The sequence below is a fragment of the Mesorhizobium sp. M0626 genome (assembly GCF_040320665.1).
Taxonomy (GTDB): domain Bacteria; phylum Pseudomonadota; class Alphaproteobacteria; order Rhizobiales; family Rhizobiaceae; genus Mesorhizobium.
In genome coordinates, this window is record NZ_JAMYQD010000006.1 from 109,496 (window position 1) to 126,961 (window position 17,466).

At 62.8% G+C, this 17,466-nt stretch carries 15 protein-coding genes; 6 read left to right on the forward strand and 9 right to left on the reverse strand.

What is annotated here, in order from left to right:
- Positions 1-38: 38 nt before the first annotated feature.
- The gene (locus NKI37_RS09160; RefSeq protein WP_023690125.1) at positions 39-863 is read right to left on the reverse strand and encodes an ABC transporter permease; all 825 of its coding nucleotides are present in this window, start codon (positions 861-863) and stop codon (positions 39-41) included.
- Positions 860-1,777, reverse strand: a complete 918-nt coding sequence (locus NKI37_RS09165) for an ABC transporter permease (protein ID WP_352790899.1) — start codon at positions 1,775-1,777, stop codon at positions 860-862. Before NKI37_RS09165 ends, NKI37_RS09160 begins: the two co-directional genes overlap by 4 nt.
- 291 nt (positions 1,778-2,068) lie before the next feature.
- Here NKI37_RS09165 and NKI37_RS09170 point away from each other — a divergent pair, with 291 nt between their 5' ends.
- Complete coding sequence (locus tag NKI37_RS09170) at positions 2,069-3,481, forward strand: aminotransferase (RefSeq protein WP_352498128.1); 1,413 nt, start codon at positions 2,069-2,071, stop codon at positions 3,479-3,481.
- Positions 3,482-3,496: 15 nt separating this feature from the next.
- On the opposite strand, the gene NKI37_RS09175 is transcribed toward NKI37_RS09170, so the two are convergent.
- The gene (locus tag NKI37_RS09175) at positions 3,497-4,699 is read right to left on the reverse strand and encodes an aromatic ring-hydroxylating oxygenase subunit alpha (RefSeq protein WP_023751675.1); all 1,203 of its coding nucleotides are present in this window, start codon (positions 4,697-4,699) and stop codon (positions 3,497-3,499) included.
- Between the two features lie 504 nt (positions 4,700-5,203).
- Between NKI37_RS09175 and NKI37_RS09180 the strand changes: the two genes are divergently transcribed.
- The gene (locus NKI37_RS09180; RefSeq protein WP_023751676.1) at positions 5,204-5,584 is read left to right on the forward strand and encodes a hypothetical protein; all 381 of its coding nucleotides are present in this window, start codon (positions 5,204-5,206) and stop codon (positions 5,582-5,584) included.
- A 203-nt stretch (positions 5,585-5,787) separates the two neighbouring features.
- Here the strand turns inward: NKI37_RS09180 and NKI37_RS09185 are convergent, their stop codons facing one another.
- Both NKI37_RS09185 and NKI37_RS09190 read right to left on the reverse strand, forming a co-directional pair.
- On the reverse strand, positions 5,788-7,878 hold the full coding sequence (locus tag NKI37_RS09185; protein WP_023751677.1) for a hybrid sensor histidine kinase/response regulator: 2,091 nt from the start codon (positions 7,876-7,878) through the stop codon (positions 5,788-5,790).
- A 222-nt stretch (positions 7,879-8,100) separates the two neighbouring features.
- Positions 8,101-8,877 (reverse strand): response regulator, encoded by a 777-nt coding sequence (locus NKI37_RS09190; RefSeq protein WP_198018604.1) that lies wholly within the window; start codon positions 8,875-8,877, stop codon positions 8,101-8,103.
- 46 nt (positions 8,878-8,923) lie between these two features.
- Here NKI37_RS09190 and NKI37_RS09195 point away from each other — a divergent pair, with 46 nt between their 5' ends.
- Positions 8,924-9,628: a response regulator transcription factor gene (locus NKI37_RS09195; protein WP_023670063.1), complete on the forward strand. Its 705-nt coding sequence runs from the start codon at positions 8,924-8,926 to the stop codon at positions 9,626-9,628.
- Positions 9,629-9,699: 71 nt separating this feature from the next.
- On the opposite strand, the gene NKI37_RS09200 is transcribed toward NKI37_RS09195, so the two are convergent.
- Both NKI37_RS09200 and NKI37_RS09205 read right to left on the reverse strand, forming a co-directional pair.
- A complete protein-coding gene (locus NKI37_RS09200) occupies positions 9,700-9,870 on the reverse strand; it encodes a hypothetical protein (RefSeq protein ID WP_023670062.1) in 171 nt (56 codons plus the stop codon).
- Positions 9,871-9,903: 33 nt separating this feature from the next.
- Complete coding sequence (locus NKI37_RS09205) at positions 9,904-10,236, reverse strand: hypothetical protein (RefSeq protein WP_023670061.1); 333 nt, start codon at positions 10,234-10,236, stop codon at positions 9,904-9,906.
- Positions 10,237-10,567: 331 nt separating this feature from the next.
- On the opposite strand from NKI37_RS09205, the gene NKI37_RS09210 reads away from it, so the two are divergent.
- A complete protein-coding gene (locus tag NKI37_RS09210; protein ID WP_023683946.1) occupies positions 10,568-11,029 on the forward strand; it encodes a L,D-transpeptidase in 462 nt (153 codons plus the stop codon).
- Positions 11,030-11,193: 164 nt separating this feature from the next.
- Here the strand turns inward: NKI37_RS09210 and NKI37_RS09215 are convergent, their stop codons facing one another.
- Both NKI37_RS09215 and NKI37_RS09220 read right to left on the reverse strand, forming a co-directional pair.
- Complete coding sequence (locus tag NKI37_RS09215; protein ID WP_023696405.1) at positions 11,194-14,277, reverse strand: efflux RND transporter permease subunit; 3,084 nt, start codon at positions 14,275-14,277, stop codon at positions 11,194-11,196.
- Complete coding sequence (locus NKI37_RS09220) at positions 14,274-15,578, reverse strand: efflux RND transporter periplasmic adaptor subunit (RefSeq protein ID WP_023683944.1); 1,305 nt, start codon at positions 15,576-15,578, stop codon at positions 14,274-14,276. Before NKI37_RS09220 ends, NKI37_RS09215 begins: the two co-directional genes overlap by 4 nt.
- 149 nt (positions 15,579-15,727) lie before the next feature.
- On the opposite strand from NKI37_RS09220, the gene NKI37_RS09225 reads away from it, so the two are divergent.
- Positions 15,728-16,264: a TetR/AcrR family transcriptional regulator gene (locus NKI37_RS09225; protein ID WP_023683943.1), complete on the forward strand. Its 537-nt coding sequence runs from the start codon at positions 15,728-15,730 to the stop codon at positions 16,262-16,264.
- Between the two features lie 332 nt (positions 16,265-16,596).
- Entirely contained in the window at positions 16,597-17,385 is a 789-nt protein-coding gene (locus NKI37_RS09230; RefSeq protein WP_023683942.1) for a 3-hydroxybutyrate dehydrogenase, read from the forward strand.
- Positions 17,386-17,466: the final 81 nt, after the last annotated feature.

Sequence of the window (17,466 nt, forward strand, 5' to 3'; positions counted from 1 at the left end):
TGGATGGCTCATCCTGAGGCCGTTCGGCCCGGGACTGCTCAGGCATAGAGGCCTCCCTCGCTCTGGGTGCGTCTGGCCGCATGACGGCGCAGGATCTCGGCAACGGTCATCAAAACGAAAGAGGCAACCAGCAGCAGCGTGCCCAGCGCCAACACACCCGGCAGCTTGGCGGCAAAGCGCAACTGGCCCCAGATATAGATCGGCAGCGTCGTCTCGGTGCCGGTCAGGAAGAAAGCGATGACGAACTCGTCGAGCGAGATGGTGAAGCAGACCAGGAGGCTGGAAATGATCGCCGGCGCCACCATCGGCAGCGTCACCCGCCGGAAGGTGCCGAAGGCACTCTCGCCGAGATCGGCGGAGGCTTCTTCGAGGCTGCGGTCGAAGCCCTCGAAACCGGCGGTCAGCACCGTCATCGAATAGGGAATGCAGATCAGGACATGGCCGAGCACGACGGTGAACAGCGACAGGCTCAGGCCTAACTGCAGCATGACCAGCAGCATGGAGATGGCGAGGATGATTTCCGGCAGCACCAGCGGCGCCATGATCAGGCCATTGATTGTGCGGCGGCCGGGATAGCGGTAGCGGGTGATCGAGCGGGCGGCGAGGATGCCGAGCAGCGTCGACAGCACCGATGCCGAGATACCGACGATCAGGCTGTTCCAGGCGGCGTCAAGCAGCGCCGGCGTCTTCGGCAGGTCTTGGTACCATTTCAGCGTATAGCCGGTGAGAGGAAATTTTGGCGTCGGCGCGGTGTTGATCGAGAAGATCGGCAGGAAGATCACCGGCAGATAGAGAAAGACGACGTAGAGGAGGGCGTAGGCGGACAGCCAGCCGCCGGGGAAAAGGCGCCGCCTCGCCGTCATCGCGCCAGCCTCTGCAGCGCGCGGATGATGAGCACGGTGGCGCCCGCCATCAGCGTCACGACCAGCATGGTGGTCACGGACAGTGCCGCGCCGAGTGGCCAGTTGGAGGCCTTGTGAAACTGCGACTCGATGGCATTGGCGATCATCACGCCATCCTTGCCGCCGACCAGCCTTGCGGTGACGTAGTCGCCGACGGTGGGGATCATGACGATGAGAGCGGCCGAGATGACGCCCGGCGCCGACAGCGGCAGCGTCACGCGCAGGAAGGAGCGCAGCGGGCCGTCGCCAAGATCGGTGGCAGCCTCGACCAAGGTGCGGTCGACCTTCTCGAGCGAAACGAAGATCGGCAGGATGGCAAAGGCCGCCCAGGCGTGTGTGAGCGTGATGATGACGGCGCTGGAATTGTAGAGTAGCGCGGTCGATGGTTCGTCGATGATGCCGAGGCCCATCAGGCCGGAATTCAGCACGCCATTATAGCCGAGGATGACTTTCCATGACATCACGCGCAGGAGATAGCTGGTCCAGAACGGGATGGTGATCAGGAACAGCCACAGGCTCTTGTGGCGACCGCCATGGAACGAGATGAAATAGGCGATCGGATAGGCGAGGATGACGGTGAAAAAGCTCACCGTCAGCGAAATGTAGAGCGAGCGCCAGAGCAGATCGCGGTAGATCGGCTCGGTCAGCGCGATGCGATAATTCTCCAGCGTGAATGTATGGTCGATGGTGAGGTAGTTCTGCGTCCAGAAGGAGTGGGCGAAGACCACCAGGATCGGCACCAGCAGCAGGATCAAAGCGTAGACCAAGGTCGGGCTGATCAGGGCAAGGCCCTGGACGGACTCGGACTGCAGAAGGGCGTTTCGCCTTGCTCGCGTCATGCGCCGCGTGGACACCCCTTCGGCAGCTACCGTCATTGCAGCGACCCGGGCGTGATCTCGGTTGCTGGCTCGAACTGTTCCGCCATGATGCTCCCATCGACCGGGCCGGCTGCCTGTTCCCAATTTTTGCGGAGCGCGCTTTGCTGGTTGCGCTCAAGCTTGCCGGCTTTCTTTCATCATGAGCGCATCCGTGCATTGAAATCAAGCGCTATTTCTGTAATATTGATTGAACGGACATTCAAAATGAAGTGAAGAAAGCCGGCTTTCCTGCCCTTGGCGCTTCGCTTTCTGTCCGGTGAAATTACGCTCAGACGATGCGAGGCAATGATGGCGGCTGCAAGAGACCTAAGAGCGATGGAAATGGCTGACGGTGGCGATGCGGTCGAGCTGGCCAAGCGCCATCTCATCCAGCCCTGGCCTTATGCCGGCTCGGTCGGCAATGAAGCGCGTGCGCTGATCGGCGAGGGCGATGGCATCTACCTCACCGATGTAACAGGCAAGCGACTGATCGACGGGCCGGCCGGCATGTGGTGCATCAATGTCGGCCACCGCCGCGAGGAGCTGGCCAGGGTGATGTACGACCAGGCGATGATGCTGTCCTACAACACGCCCTGGTATACGATGAATGCGCCGTCGGCCGAGCTCGCCAAGCGCCTCGCCGATCATGCGCCGGGCGATCTCAGCCATACCTTCTTCACCACCGGCGGATCGTCGGCTGTCGAGACGGCACTGCGCTTCATGCAGTTCTACAACAATGTGCGCGGGCGGCCGGAAAAGAAGCTGATCCTCAGCCGCGGCGGCGCCTATCACGGCTCGACCTATCTGTCGGCCTCGCTCAACGGCCGGCCGCGCGACCGCGACTGGATGGACGGCGCCGACGATCTGGTCGTCAAACTGTCCTCGCCAGACCCGTTCCGGCGGCCGAAAGGCATTGACATCGCCGCCTTCTGCGATTTCCTGGTCGATCAGTTTCGCGATGCGGTCGCCCGCGTCGGCGCAGAGAAGATCGGTGCTTTCGTCGGCGAACCGGTGCAGGCATCCGGCGGCGTCGTCGTGCCGCCGGATGGCTATCTCAAGCGCATTCGCGAAATCTGCAGGGACAACGATATCCTCTATATCTCCGATGAGGTGGTGACCGGCTTCGGGCGGCTCGGCCATGTCTTTGCCTCCGGCGATGGCTTCGGCATCGACCCCGACATGATCACCTTCGCCAAGGGCGTTACATCAGGCTATTTCCCGCTTGGCGGCGTCATCATCTCGGAGCGGCTGCTTCAGGAAATGCGCCGTTCCAACCATCCCGATGCGATGTTCGGCCATGGCCTGACCTATACCAGTCATCCCATCGGCTGCGCGGTGGCGCTGAAGAACCTCGATATCCTGGAAGACAGCGTGCTTGCCCACACGCGCGATGTCGCGCCCTATTTCCAGGCGCAGTTGAAGACGCTGGAGGAGCTGCCGCTGGTTGGCGAAGTCCGCGGCATGGGCCTGATGGGCTGCGTCGAGTGCGTAGCCGACCGCGAAAGCAAGGATCCGCTGCAGCTCGACAAGGATGTCGGCAAGCGCATCGACGCGCATTGCCACGAACTCGGCCTCCTGGTCCGGCCGCTGATCAACATGTGCGTGATGTCGCCGCCGCTGATCATCACGCGAGAGCAGATCGACGACATGGTGGCGATCCTGCGCGAAGGCATTTCGCGGACCATGGATGATCTGCGCAAAGAGGGCGTGTGGCAGGGGTGACTGGCAGTTCCGCCCCTACACCTGCGAGCGCATAGCCTCATTGAGGTTCCACATGTCCTTCTCCTCCGGCGCCGTCTCCAGGCCCAGCACCGGGATCTGCTTACGCAGATGGTCGTGGTGGGTGCGCACACCGTATTCGAGGTCGGAGAGATAAAAACCCTCGAAGGCCTCCGAGATCATGGACTCGTTCGACCACACGGAAAGCTGCACGTCCTCGTTCATGGTGTCCCGGTCGATGCGGTAGGCGAGATAGCGGGCGGCCGCCTGTTCCCGGGTCTCGTCGGGGTAGCGGTAGATGGCGCCGCGCAGCAGCGTCTCGCCGGTCGACAGCGGGAACTCCTGATAGAACTGCACCGATTCCGGCATGATCGACAGCGCGTTGTTGGGGAAGATGCCGTAATAGATCCAGGCCCTGCGCAGATGCTCCGGCAGGTGTGAGGCATCGGGCGTGAGCTTGATGTATTCGCGCACGCTCCAGCGCCGGCCGGCATGCGGACTGTAGGTGGCGAAGGAGCGCGACACGCCGTTGATGAACGGCTCGTCGAAATAGGTCGAGCCGTAGAGATCCTGCAGCGCCGGATGCGCCATGGCGACGTGGTAGCCTTCATTGTCGACGTCGCGCACCGACTTCCAGTTGACCGGCGTCTTCTGTGTCCAGATGCCCCAGGACGGCACCATCTCGGCCACGTTGTAGTGTGCCATCTCGGCCTCGATCGGCTTCAACAGTTCGGCCACCGAAGGCTGCGGGCCGCCCTTGCGAAAGCGGACAAAGATGAAGCCCATCCATATCTCAAGGTCGAGCGGCATCAGGCCGAATTCGGTCTTGTCGAGCTCGGGGAAGGAGCGCGGCCGGGCGGCGCCGCGCAGCGTGCCGTCGAGATTGTAGACCCAGCCATGGAACGGGCAGACCAGCGCGTTCTTGCAGGTGCCCTGGCTGTCGGCGACGACGCGGCTGCCGCGATGCCGGCACATGTTGTTGAAGGCGCGCACGACGCCGTCCTTGCCGCGCACGATGAGCGCCCGCTCGCCGACCACGTCCATAGTCAGATAGTCGCCGGCATTCGGCACGTCGCAGACATGGCCGGCGATCTGCCAATGGTTGCGGAAGACGTATTCCTTCTCAAGTTCGAGAAGCGCGTCGGAGTGATAACTCCAGCCCGGCAGACCCCGCCGGTCCCAATCATTGGGGATCGCCACGTCACGGAGATGCGGGTTCATAAAAAAGCTCTTCTTTTATTGAATACTCATTCAATAAAACCATATTTTACATTGAAATGCAATGGTTTGTAGAAATCTCAACTTTTCAAGTCGGCACAACAGGACCAGCTGAAAGCCAGAAAATCCCGGAATATCCGGGCGTTAACCGGGGGGCGTGAAATAGTTGTCCGGCATGCGGATTTGGCCGTGCCGAGCTTGCAAACACGGCCCGCTCCGAGACGAAAATACCTGGCGTCCGCAAATTCGATCCGCAGTGTGAGCTTGTTCATAGTGCGGCCGACAGGAAGCGGGCTTGGTGCGTTCGCGGCCCGCCTGTCGTCAACATTTGATTGCCCGCATGAAACAGCTTCGCAAACGCATCTTGCCGTCGGCACATGACCGGATCTGTCCGGATATGCCCGAATTTCTTGTTTCAAACCTGTTACGCGGGCAAGCCAAGCGCATCATTCGCCCGTTACCAGGCGCGCTTAGGTTCGTTTCATAAGAAAACGAAGGGGAGCAGCAATGCATACGAAAGTCGAGATCACTAGCAACGAACGACGCGCCAAACCGGCACTGCGTCAGCGCGCCAGCGACCATCCGGTTGCGATGTTCTCCATGCTGGGCGCCTGCGCTCTGGCCGTCATGTTCCTGACACCGGCTTCCGGTCCGGCCTTCGCTTCGCTCAACCCGCCGGCCAATGTCGTCCAGGGCGCGCCGACCACCATCAAGACCGCCCGGCTGCCGGAGCCGGAAATCGATTTTGCCTGCCAGGGCCAAGCCTGGGGCGCCGAGAGCGCGGAGTGCCTGCGCGTCATCGCCGCCCAGTCCGGCGTGCACAAGGCGCGTGCCGTCCGCATGATCGCCAACGCAGCGCCGCTGACCACGACACCCAACGTTTTCTGAACCTCCCGAGCGCTTCCTCCCGCGCTCGTTCTTGGCTCCCGCCGCTTCCCTCGGTCGGGAGCCTCTTTTTTAGGGCCTATCGACATTCGGGTGAGGCCGGCCTGCGCATGGAGGTTCCCTGCGCTTCCGGTGCTCGCGTACTTCAAGTACGCTCCGCTCTGACCCGAATCTCGATAGACCCCTACGTGGGTGCTTCGGAAAACTTAGCCGGCGGCGGCGACCTGGTCGGCTATTGCCGAGAGTACGCCGCGGACGTCCAGCGTCGAGAACGGCTTTTCCAGGATTTGCGGGCGCTGCGGCGCCGGCAAGGCTTCGATCTCGGCCTTGGCGCCGATCAGGTCGCCGGTGACCAGCACGAAGCGTTTGGCGAGCGCCAGGTTGTCGGCGAGCAATTCGCGGTAGATGGCAATGCCGCTGGTGCCGGGCATGCGCAAGTCGGAAAAGACGATGTCTGGCGGCATGTGGCCGGTCAAGGTCGCCGCCGCCGACGTCCAGGCCGGCACAACCCGCGACTTGATACCCATCAGTTCCAGGATGTCGGAGAGGGAGCCGGCGACGTCGGGTTCGTCGTCGATGATCAGCGCATGGCGCAAGCCGCTGGAACGAGCCGGGCTGTCGCCGGCTGCTGCCGCGCCGCCGGTGATTACCGGCAGCTGGACGACGAAGCGCGCGCCGCGCGGCGGCACCTCCTCGAACCAGATATTGCCGTTGTGGCGCTCGACGATCGATTTCGAGATCGACAGGCCGATGCCGGTGCCGACGCCGACCGGCTTGGTGGTGAAATAGGATTCGAAGATGCGGCTGCGGATCGCCTCGGGAATGCCCGGTCCGTTGTCCTCGACCGAAAACCCGGGGTTGCCGCGATCGCTGCGGAATGTCCGCACCTTGATCAGGCGGTCGCCGCCGATACCGGCCAGAGCGTGTTGGCTGTTGATCAGGAAATTGGCGGCCACCTGCGTGACGTGGTCGGCATCGGCCATCGCCAGCAGCGGGCCGGGCGCGAAATCGGTGTCGATGATGATGCCGCTCGAGCGTGCGCCATAGGCGGTCACTTCGAGTGCGGCGCGGATCACCTGGTTGAGATCGGTCTCGGCCTGCGCCGCCGGATGCAGGCGCACCATCGACAGGAAGCTTTTGACGATGCGGCCGCAGCGCTCGGCAGCGGCGCGCACTTTCTCGGCGCGAACCTTGGTCTGCGGGTCGGTGGCGAATTCATGCAGCAGCGTCGACTGAGCAACGACCACGGCGAGCGGGTTGTTGAGCTCGTGCGAAACACCGGCCAGCAACGAACCCATTGCCGCCATCTTCTCGTTCTGGTGCAGTTTTTCGCGCTGGCGGTTGATCTCTTCTTCGGCGCGCAGCTTATCGCGCAGGTCGCGGATCGAACCGAAGATGAGCTGACGGTCGGCCACCCGCATCTCGGTCGCCGTCAATTCGATGGGAAACACCTCGCCGGCCGCATTCTGTGTCACGGTCTCAAGCCGCTGGCCAACCATCGGCGCGCCGCGGCCAGACATGTATTCGGCGCCCGAGACATAGCCCTTGCGGTAATATTCCGGCACCACGGTATCGAGCAGGTCCTTGCCGAGGATGTCGCTGCGCTGATAGCCGAACATCTTTTCGGCGGCCGGATTGAATTCGATGATCGAGCCGGTCTCGTCGATGACGATGATGGCGTCGAGCGACGCCTGCAGCATGGTGCGGCGGATGACTTCGCTGGCATGGGCGTCGGACGGCGAGTGCTCGATGGCGTCGCCGATGGCGAGCGCGATGATGTGCATCGTCGCCTCTTCCTCTTCGGTCCATTCGCGCTCGTTTAGGCAGTCATTGACCGCGAACGTGCCCCACAGATGACCGTGCGCGAACACCGATACCGACAGGAACGACTTGATGTGCTGCTTTTCGAAATCGGCCCTGAGGAACCCGTCGAGATCGCGCGTATGGCCGGCGAAGATCTTGCCTTGCCGCTCGTCCTCTCCAATCCGCTCCAGCAGCGGATCGGTATCGACGATCGACTGCATGATCACCGTCGGCGAAGCCAGTTCGCCGCCGAAGCGAGGATCGATCCAGTAGGCGGCGACCGATTGGGCGAAGCCCTGGCCGGGCAATTCGCGCAGCCTGAACAGGATGCCGCGCTGGCAATTCATGGCGCTGCAGAGCGTTTCGAGGATGGTTTCCATCTCGCGCTGCCAGTCGCCGGCATCGCGCAACCGGCGGACGACGCGCACAGCCGCCATCGCGGCGCTCTGGCGAGCGCCTTGCGGGTCCATACGTGGTGCTGGTTCAGCGGTCATGTCAGCCATCAGTAAAGGGCCGTCGAATTAGGCAGCTATGGAGCATTTCACGAAAAAGGTGAAACGCTCCATCTTTCAATGCAATCCCGAACGGAAAATCGCTACGCACTGTTCCTGGAATTGCTAAAGCGCTTCACCGTTTCACGGAAACGGAGAAGCCTCTATTTCTTTGTTTTCACACAATTCCGGGCGGAAACCGCGTACACTTTTCCTGTAATTGCTCTAGTGCCCGTCACCGGTCGGCAGCGAGAAGATATAGCCTTCGCCGCGCACTGTGCGCAAAAATTTCGGATTGGCCGGATCGGTTTCGATCTTCTTGCGCAGCCGCATGATGCGAATGTCGACGGCGCGCGACGATTCAGGATCCTCAACAAAACCAATCGCCTCGGAGATCGCCGATCGCGTCAACAGCCGGTTGGCGCGGGTCAGGAAAACCTCCAGCACATCGAACTCGCTCTTGGCCATGTCGATGACGGCGCCGTTGGCGCCGGTGACAAGCCTGCCGTCGAGGTCGGCCTGGAACGGGCCGAAGGTCAGGCGGCGGCCGCCATCGGCTTGTGCCTTCGCCGCCTGGGGCGGGCTCGGCTGCGGCACGCGGCGCAGCACGCTGCGCACACGAGCCAGCACCTCACGCAACTCGTAGGGCTTGACGATGTAGTCGTCGGCGCCAAGCTCCAGCCCGACAATGCGGTCGAGTGCGGTGCCGGCGGCCGTGGCATAGATGATGCCGACCGGTATTTTCGAGCGCAGCCAGCGGCCGAGCGACAGTCCGTCCTCGCCCGGCATGGCGATGTCGAGAATGGCCAAATGAAACGATTCCGTCTCCAGCAAGGCGCGCGCCTCGGCCGCGCTTCCGGCCTGGGTCACATCGTAGCCGTTGGCGCCGAGATACTCGGCGACCGCGTCCCGGAGATCGGGCTCGTCCTCGACGATGACAATCCGTGCCCGCACTATGGCCTCGCTCCCGCTTTCAGCGGAAAGTAGATTGGGTATAAACATGATGTCCAGCACTCATATCCGGTTGCGGGGGAACGGGAAGAAAAACATGGCTGCACGATCCGTCATCGCGCTGGTTTCCGTCGCCGATGTGGTGGCCGGCGATCTTGCCGATCATCTCGACCGGCGCGGCCATGACGTGCGCGAGGCGCGGCAGCCCTGGGAAGCTGAATCCCTGCTTTCGGCCGGAGGCATCGATATCGTCATCGTCGGCGACAGCCTCAGCCAGGCGGAGGGGCGGGACCTGCTCAGGCGTTACGGCGGCGGCCAGAGCGCGGACGGGAAGGCGGGGCCGGATTTCATCCTGATCTGCCGGCCGGCCGATCTGGTCGACAAGGTGCTGGCGCTCGAGCTTGGCGCCGCAGATGTCGTCGAAAGTCCGCTCAATGTCAGGGAGCTTGCCGCGCGCATCGGCGGCCTGCTGACGCGGCGCGGCAGGTCCGCCCAGGAACTGATCGTGCTGGAAAATGCCACCGTCGATTTGCGGTCGGCCATCGTCATGCACCGTTCGGGTACGGAAGAACAGCTGTCGCCGGGCCAGGTGGCGCTGCTCAGGCTGTTTCTGGCCAGCCCGCGCAAGGTGCTGACGCGCGACGACATCATTGCGGCGGCGCCCGCCGAAAATGCCGATGCCTTCGACCGCTCGATCGATTCGCGCATCGTGCGGCTGCGCCGCAAGCTCGACACCGAAACCATCACAACTATACGCGGCGCAGGCTACCGGTTCGACCCGCCGACGCAGCGCGCCGACTGAGGGTCGGGAGGCTGGATTGTTCCTCGGCTCGCCCAAAAAAGCTGCGCAATCTCGGGCGCCATGCATAGGCGTCAGCGCACCACCAGAAGCGATGGTCCCGACGGCAATTCGCTGGCGACTACGATTTCGCTGGCGGCATGCGCGCGGTCCTTCAGGAGAACCGTGGCGAGACCGGCAAAGCCGAGCAGGCCTTGTGCATAGAGCAGTACCGAAAGCACGGAGGCTGCAGATTTCGTCTTCATCGGTTGTCCCCAAAAATCAGAACCGCGGGTGCTTCAGGATAAACCCGAAGTGCCCGCGTCGCCCACGGAGCCCCCCGTTGCGACGCGGGCCTTCGGTCCTCTCGGCAGCAAGTTGCCGGAGGGGCCGCGCATCCACTTCAACCCGAGGCCGACCCGCCAGAGGGCCCTGAGACGGTTGATGCGCAGACTGGAGACAATCCAGACCAAGGCTATGAACAGCGCGGCATGCAGCGTCGAAATCTCACCCGAATTCATCACCGCCAGTTTCGTCATCGGGGTGCCGGCTACTGTGCCGATGCCGCCGACGACAAATGCGGCGATGCTTATCCTGAAGAGCCAGGACAGGGTGGTCGATTTGATGCTCATTTTCGTTGGCGCCGGCTGTTCTCGTTGGGATGACTGTGCCGCGAGCCTGTAACCAGATCATGCCGCCCAGGCCGCGCTTTGTTGCAAGTCGGTTTCGAGCGAAGCCAATCTTCTTTCATATAAGGACATCAGCACTTTCGTTTGGGGGCGCGGTGCGTGATCGGGAGTGCGCAGCGAAGGCGGAGCACGCTTCCCTTGTCCACCTTGCTTGTTAACCAGAGGAAACAGATTCGAAACACAAACGAGCCTCAGCGAAGTCAGTCTGAAACATGGCGCGGGGATAAGGCGGCCACCGAATTGACGCCGGCAGGACCGGCAAAGAGGAGCCATCATGTACAAAGCCATTTCCGCCAAACTCATCAACGTCACCGCCGCAGCCGGCGGCGCCGCGCTTCTGCTTGGCACCGCCAACAGCACCGCCCATGCCGCGGCAAACCAGATCGTGGCGCGTGTTTCGCTGTCGCAGCAGACCATGGAAGTGCTGGTCGATGGCCGGCCGACTTTCGCCTGGAAGGTCTCGACCGGCGACAGTGCGCATGTCACGCCGACCGGCTCGTTCAAGCCGACCCGCATGCACGAGATGTGGCATTCGAAGAAATACGACAACGCGCCGATGCCGCATTCGGTCTTCTTCAGCGGCGGCTACGCCGTGCATGCGACCAACGCCATCAAGCGGCTGGGACGGCCGGCGTCGCATGGCTGCGTGCGGCTGCATCCCGACAATGCCGCCGACTTCTACCAGTTGGTCGAAACCTTCGGCCCGACCAACACCAGCATCGTCATCGTCAAGTAGCAGACTGCGTTTGGAGCGATGGTGCAGCGCAGCCGGCCAGGTCATGCCGCACCGCAAGTTCCCGCCTGAAGCTCCATCAGAGCTTCGCGGTAAATCAATCCAGTCAAAAAAGAGGCCGGAAATTTCCGGCCTCTTTTCGTTTGTTCGCTAACGCCGTTCGCAGCTCAGTCCGCGTGCACCGGCATCAGCTTCGGGTCTGGCTTTTCGGCGTGGTGCGGCAGGTCCTTGCTGGCGATGAAGGTGTAGAACATCGGCACCACGAACAGGGTGAACATGGTTCCGACCAGGATGCCGGTGAAGATCACGAGGCCCATCGAATAGCGCGCCGCCGCACCAGCACCACTGGACACGATCAGCGGCACGACGCCGAGCGCCATCGCCGCTGTCGTCATCAGGATCGGCCGCAAGCGCACCTTGGCCGAGGCGACGATCGCATCGCGCCGCCTCATGCCATGCAACTCGCGCTGCTGGTTGGCGAACTCGACCAGAAGAATGCCGTGCTTGGTGATCAGACCTATCAGTGTGATCAGGCCGACCTGCGTGTAGATATTGAGCGTTCCAAGCCCCAGATTGAGCGGCACGATGGCGCCAAAGATCGACAGTGGCACCGCCATCATGATGATCAGCGGGTCGCGGAAGCTTTCGAACTGCGCCGCCAGCACCAGATAGATGACGATTACGGCGGCTGCGAACGCGATAAGGATCGTGTTGCCCTGCTCCTTCTCCTGCCGGGACTGGCCGGAATAATCGATGAAGAAGGTATCGGGCAGGCTCTCCTTGGCAAGGTTCTCCAGGGTCTGCAGCCCGTCGCCCGTGGTGACGCCGGGAAGCGGCAGCGCTGATATCGTCGCCGAGTTCAGCTGGTTGAACTGCTCGATCGCGGCCGGCGCGGCGTTGGTCGAAATCTTCACCACCGCTGAAAGCGGCACCATTTCGCCGGTCACGCTACGCACGAAATATTCGCCGAGCTTCTCGGGATTGTCGCGGAATTCCTTCGGCACCTGCGGGATGATGTCGTAGCTGTTGGAGTCGCGGTCGAACTGAGCCACTTCGGCGCCGCCGACCAGCAGCGTCAGCGTCTGGCCGATGTCGGCGATCGGCAGGTTGAGAGCCGCCGCGCGGTCGCGGTCGATGGTCACCGTCACCTGCGGAGCGTCAAAGGACATCGAGTTTTGCACGACGATGAAGCGGCCGGAGGCCTGCGCCTTGTTCTTAATCTGCTCGGCCGCCTCGTAGACCTCGGCGGAACCACCGGTCGAGCGCACCACCATGGAGATCGGCAGGCCGCCGCCGGAGCCCGGCAGCGTCGGCGGCGCGAAGACGAAGGCCTCGACGCCGGCCACCTTGCCGAGGCGTCCCTGGATATCGGCTTGAAGCTCCTTTGAGTTGCGCTGGCGCTCGGCCCAATCCTTGAAGGCGAAGCCGACAAAGGCGCCGTTGGTGGCGCCGCCAAAGGCAACGGCGGAGAATTGCGCCCTGGTTTCGGGAATGTCCTTCACCAGGCCGAGGATCTGGTTGACGTAGGTCTCGGTGTAGTCCGAGGTCGCGTAGCGCGGTGCCGTCACGATAGACAAGAGGAAGCCCTGGTCCTCTTCCGGCGCCAGTTCGCTCGAGGTCTTGGTGAACATGAAGCCGGTGAGCGCAACCAGCGCCACGACCATCAGCAGCGTCACCGGTCGATTTCTCAAGGAGGCGGTGACCGCCCGCTCATAGACATGCTCGACACGGCTGAAGGTTCCGTCGACGACGCGCTGGAAGCGACTGTGCGATCCCGCCTTGAGCAGACGCGCCGCCATCATCGGCGTGATGGTGACGGCTATGAGGCCGGACAGCACCACCGAACCGGCGAGCGTCACCGCGAACTCGCGGAACAGCGCACCGGTCAGGCCGCCGGTGAAGGCCAGCGGCGCGAACACGGCGGCGAGCGTGATGGTCATGGCCACGATGGCGGAGAAAATCTCGCGCATGCCGTTGAAGGCCGCCTGCATCGGCGACATGTGGTCCTCCTCCATGTGGCGATGGATGTTCTCCACCACCACGATAGCGTCGTCGACGACAAGGCCGATGGCCAGCACCATGGCCAGCAGCGACAGAAGGTTGATCGAATAGCCGACCGCAAACAAAAGGAAGCAGACGCCGACCAGCGACAGCGGGATGGTCACGATCGGCATCATCACCGAGCGGAATGAGCCGAGGAACAACAGGATGACCACGACGACGATGGCGACGGCTTCGGCGATGGTCTTGAACACTTCATCGATCGAGGCGCTGATCTGTTCGGTGGAATCGTAGACGATTTCGATGGTCATGCCTTTCGGCAGCGTCTCTTGAATCAAAGGCACGATCTTGTGGATCGCCTCCGCCGTTGTCAGCGGGTTGGCGGCCGGCGTCGGGAAGATGGCGAGGAAGGTGCCGGGCTTGCCATTGAAGCTCACCCTCGTGTCGGTGCTCTCGGCGGCAAGCTCGACTCGCGCCACGTCGCGCAAGCGCACCACCTGGCCGTCCGTCGAGCGCAGCGGAAGCTCGGCAAAGGCCTCAGGCGTCTGCAGCGTCGAGCGAACCGTGATCGAGGAGACGACATATTCGTTCTCGGTGTTGCCGGGCGCCGACAGGAAGTTGGAGTTGTTGATCGCCGCCAGCACTTCGGCGGCGGTGACGCCACGCGCAGCAAGCTTGACCGGGTCGATCCAGACCCGCATCGAATATTCCTCGGCGCCGAAGATCTGCACGTCGGCGACACCTTCGACCGTCGACATGCGGGGCCGCACGACGCGCTCGATATATTCGGTGAGTTGCTCCTTGCTCATGTTCGGATTCTGCATCGAGATGTACATCATCGCGAACTCTTGGCCGGTGCCCTTGACGATGACCGGGTCCTTAGATGCATCCGGCAAGGTGCCGCGTACGCCCTGCACTTTCGACAGGACCTCGGTCAGCGCGACATCCGGATTGGAGCCGAGCTTCATCTGGACGACCACAGTGCTCGAAGACGGCCGGCTGGACGAGGTGACGTAGTCGATGTTCTCGGTCGAGGCGACGGCCCGCGCGATCGGGGCGGAGATGAAGCCCTGGATCAGGTCGGCGCTGGCGCCGGGATAGGCGGTGGTGATGGTGATCGCCGTCTCGTCAACCTTGGGATACTGCCGGATCGACAGGTTGAAGATGCCCTGGAAACCCAGGAGCAGGATCATACAGGCGAGGACGGTGGAGAGGACCGGCCGGCGAATGAAGATGTCGGAAAAGTTCATTGCTGAGCCTGCTGGTTCGCCGACTTGCTGGGGTCAATGGTGTTGTCGACAGCGACGGACATGCCGTTGAAGAGACGGTTTTGGCCGGCGGTGACGACCTCGTCTCCAGCCTTGATGCCCTCGACGATCTCGACCATGCCGTCGTTGCGGCGGCCGGGCTTCACGAACACCTGCGACAGCACGAGCGCCGGCTTTTCCGGTTCTGCCGCGGGCTTCGCCGGGTCGACAGCCGGCTTGTCCGCGGGCTTCGCCGCGGCGTCTTCGGCAGCCGGTTTCGCGTCTGCCGGCTTTGCATCTGCCGCCGGCTTTGCCGCGTCGGCCCCTGCAGCAGGCTTTTCCTCGGGTTTCGCGGCTGGGGCGCCTTCCGCCGGCTTCGCCGGAACGACGACGAAGACGAAGTCGCCATAGAGGCTCGACGTCAATGCCGTCTGCGGCAAGGACAGAATGTTTTTCTCCTGCGGCAGCTCGACGCGAACCTGGACGAACTGGCCGGGCGTCAGCTTGCCGTCAGGGTTGGCGACCTCGCCGCGGACGGACACCAGGCGGCTTGAAGCGTCGATCTTGGGATCGATGCCGCGAATGGAGCCGGCAAACGGCATGTCGGCGCCGCCGCCGGTGCCGCCGAGGCCGAGCCGCACCGCCTGGCCTATCTTGAGCAGCGGCAGCTGCTGTTCGGGTACCGAGAAATCGACCCGCATGGTGTCCAGATCCTGCAAGGTCACCACTGCGTTGCCGGGCGAGAGATATTGGCCGAGGTCGATCTTGGGGATGCCCACGGTGCCGGCGAACGGCGCCGTCAGCTGCTTCTGATCAAGCACGGCCTGCAGCTTGTTGACCTGCGCGGCGGAGGCCGATGCAGCGGCTTGAGCGGTGTCGAGCGTGGCATCCGTTCCGACGCCGCGCCGCTGCAGCTCCAGCGCGCGTTCGAGCGCCGTCTTGTCGGACACGGACTGCGCCTTGGCCGCGACCAGATCCGCGCGTTCGACGGCATCGTCGAGCTGCAGCAGGACCGAATCGACCGGCACCTTCTGGTTGGCATGGAAAAGGATGTCCTTGACGATGCCGCTGGTCTCGACGGTAAGGTCGACACCGCGCACGGCGCGTACCGTGCCGATCGCCTCGACCCCCGGCGTCCAGTCGGAAGGCTTGACGACAACCGTCGATACGGTCGTCGCCGGCGGCTTCATGGTGGCGAAATACTGTTTGATAGCGTTGTCGCGGAACAGGTTGAAGCCGACAACGCCGACGCACACCAGAGCGAGCAGAAGCAGAATTGCGGTGATAGAGATGAAGCGCTTCACGAACTGTCCCCTCGGCCGATGTCCGGCAAAATAGCCGAATAGCGGGACACTTATCGACGCCAGGTCCCGATTACAAATGACGGCGGACTTACTGTACCGTCTGGACGGTCTTGTCAATTCCGCCTAGGCTGGTGCGGGGGAAGGGATCGATGAAGACCCAAAGGGCAAATTCGCGCGACAAGATACTCGCCGCCGCCGCCGATGTCGCACGCGAGGCCGGTCCCGGCAGCCTGTCGCTTGACGCCGTCGCCAGCCGCGCCGGCGTGTCGAAAGGCGGCCTGTTATATAACTTTCCGACCAAGGCCAAACTGATGCAGGGCCTGGTGGAGAATTACCTGCGCGCGTTCGAGCTGGCGCTGGAATCGGGCCGTGTCGCCGGCGCCAGCGGCGAGAGCCTGCTCGCCACCTATATCCGGCTCTCGGCGGATGATTGCGAGGAGCCGAAGCCGACGGCTTCGTGGATATTCTCGGCGATCGCCGAGGATCCGGATTTCCTGACGCCGATAAAAGCCTTCAAGTCGCAGCTGCTGCAGCGGCTGAAGAGCGAGACGCCGGACCTCAAGACGCTGCTGGTCTGCTTTCTGGCCATCGAAGGGCTGCGCAGCATGAACCTCTTCGATTCCGACGTGCTGTCCGCCGACGAACGCCACTTGCTGGTATCGGCCCTGCTGGAGATTGCAGGATAGCTCAGGGCGTCGGATCGAAGAAGCGATACGGGCCGGGCGGAAAGGACGGTTGGTGAGCGGCATGGCATAGGCACGCATCACGACATCGGCGATTTCAAGCTACAGCCCCCTGATTCGTTGGATCGATGGTTCAGGAATGACTGCGCGAATGCGCGGCCGACTATGTTGCGCCGCACCATAACACTGCCGTGTCAGCCTTGAGACGGCGCTCGGCGAGGCCGGCAAAGCGCGTTTTAGGGCTGTGATGGCGCCGACATATGGTTATGGCATTGTCATGTTGCGGCGCACAAACTATGTGCCTTTGTAGTCCTCCTAACAGTCGCGAGATCTCCATGGGTTCCCTTTCTTCGAAGAATGCGCTCGTCACCGGATCGACCAGCGGCATTGGCCTGGCCATTGCCCGCGCCCTTGCCGCCGAGGGCGCCAACGTCACGATCAACGGCCTTGGCGAAGCCGCGGCGATCGAACAGGAGCGCGCCGGCATCGAGAAGGATTTTGGCGTCCAGTGCCGCTACTCCGGCGCCAACATGATGGACGGCGCAGCGGTGACCGCCATGGTGCGCGAAGCCGAGCAGGCCTTGGGCAGCCTCGACATTCTGGTCAACAATGCCGGGATACAGCATGTCGCGCCAATCGAGGAGTTTCCCGACGACAAGTGGGAAGCCATCATCCGCATCAATCTGCTTGCCGCCTTTTACGCGATCAAGGCCGTGGTGCCCGGCATGAAGGCGCGCAAATGGGGCCGCATCATCAACACCGCGTCGGCGCATGCACTGGTCGCCTCGCCGTTCAAGTCGGCTTACGTCTCGGCCAAGCACGGCATAGCGGGTCTGACCAAGACGGTAGCGCTGGAAGTCGCGCAGGACGGCATCACCGTAAACGCCATCGCGCCCGGCTATGTCTGGACGTCACTGGTCGAAAAGCAGATCCCCGACACGATGAAGGCGCGCGGCATGACCGAGGAACAGGTCAAGCGCGACGTGCTCCTGGCGGCACAGCCGACGAAGCAATTCGTCACCGTCGAGGAGCTCGCCGCGCTGACGCTGTTTCTGTGCTCGGACTCGGCCAGGCAGATTACCGGCACGACTTTGCCGATGGATGGCGGCTGGACGGCGCAGTAGGCGCGCTCCCCCGGCGCCGCTCTTTCCTTGACAAAGACGAAAGATCAATCCAGCATTGTGGCAAGGGGTTCCTTCGCGACG

What these genes read in the sequence shown, in the direction of transcription:
- NKI37_RS09160 (WP_023690125.1), bottom strand. Translation starts at nt 863, where the DNA reads ATGACGGCGAGGCGGCGCCTTTTCCCCGGCGGCTGGCTGTCCGCCTAC.
- NKI37_RS09165 (WP_352790899.1), bottom strand. Translation starts at nt 1,777, where the DNA reads ATGACGGTAGCTGCCGAAGGGGTGTCCACGCGGCGCATGACGCGAGCA.
- NKI37_RS09170 (WP_352498128.1), top strand. Translation starts at nt 2,069, where the DNA reads ATGGCGGCTGCAAGAGACCTAAGAGCGATGGAAATGGCTGACGGTGGC.
- NKI37_RS09175 (WP_023751675.1), bottom strand. Translation starts at nt 4,699, where the DNA reads ATGAACCCGCATCTCCGTGACGTGGCGATCCCCAATGATTGGGACCGG.
- NKI37_RS09180 (WP_023751676.1), top strand. Translation starts at nt 5,204, where the DNA reads ATGCATACGAAAGTCGAGATCACTAGCAACGAACGACGCGCCAAACCG.
- NKI37_RS09185 (WP_023751677.1), bottom strand. Translation starts at nt 7,878, where the DNA reads ATGACCGCTGAACCAGCACCACGTATGGACCCGCAAGGCGCTCGCCAG.
- NKI37_RS09190 (WP_198018604.1), bottom strand. Translation starts at nt 8,877, where the DNA reads ATGTTTATACCCAATCTACTTTCCGCTGAAAGCGGGAGCGAGGCCATA.
- NKI37_RS09195 (WP_023670063.1), top strand. Translation starts at nt 8,924, where the DNA reads ATGGCTGCACGATCCGTCATCGCGCTGGTTTCCGTCGCCGATGTGGTG.
- NKI37_RS09200 (WP_023670062.1), bottom strand. Translation starts at nt 9,870, where the DNA reads ATGAAGACGAAATCTGCAGCCTCCGTGCTTTCGGTACTGCTCTATGCA.
- NKI37_RS09205 (WP_023670061.1), bottom strand. Translation starts at nt 10,236, where the DNA reads ATGAGCATCAAATCGACCACCCTGTCCTGGCTCTTCAGGATAAGCATC.
- NKI37_RS09210 (WP_023683946.1), top strand. Translation starts at nt 10,568, where the DNA reads ATGTACAAAGCCATTTCCGCCAAACTCATCAACGTCACCGCCGCAGCC.
- NKI37_RS09215 (WP_023696405.1), bottom strand. Translation starts at nt 14,277, where the DNA reads ATGAACTTTTCCGACATCTTCATTCGCCGGCCGGTCCTCTCCACCGTC.
- NKI37_RS09225 (WP_023683943.1), top strand. Translation starts at nt 15,728, where the DNA reads ATGAAGACCCAAAGGGCAAATTCGCGCGACAAGATACTCGCCGCCGCC.
- NKI37_RS09230 (WP_023683942.1), top strand. Translation starts at nt 16,597, where the DNA reads ATGGGTTCCCTTTCTTCGAAGAATGCGCTCGTCACCGGATCGACCAGC.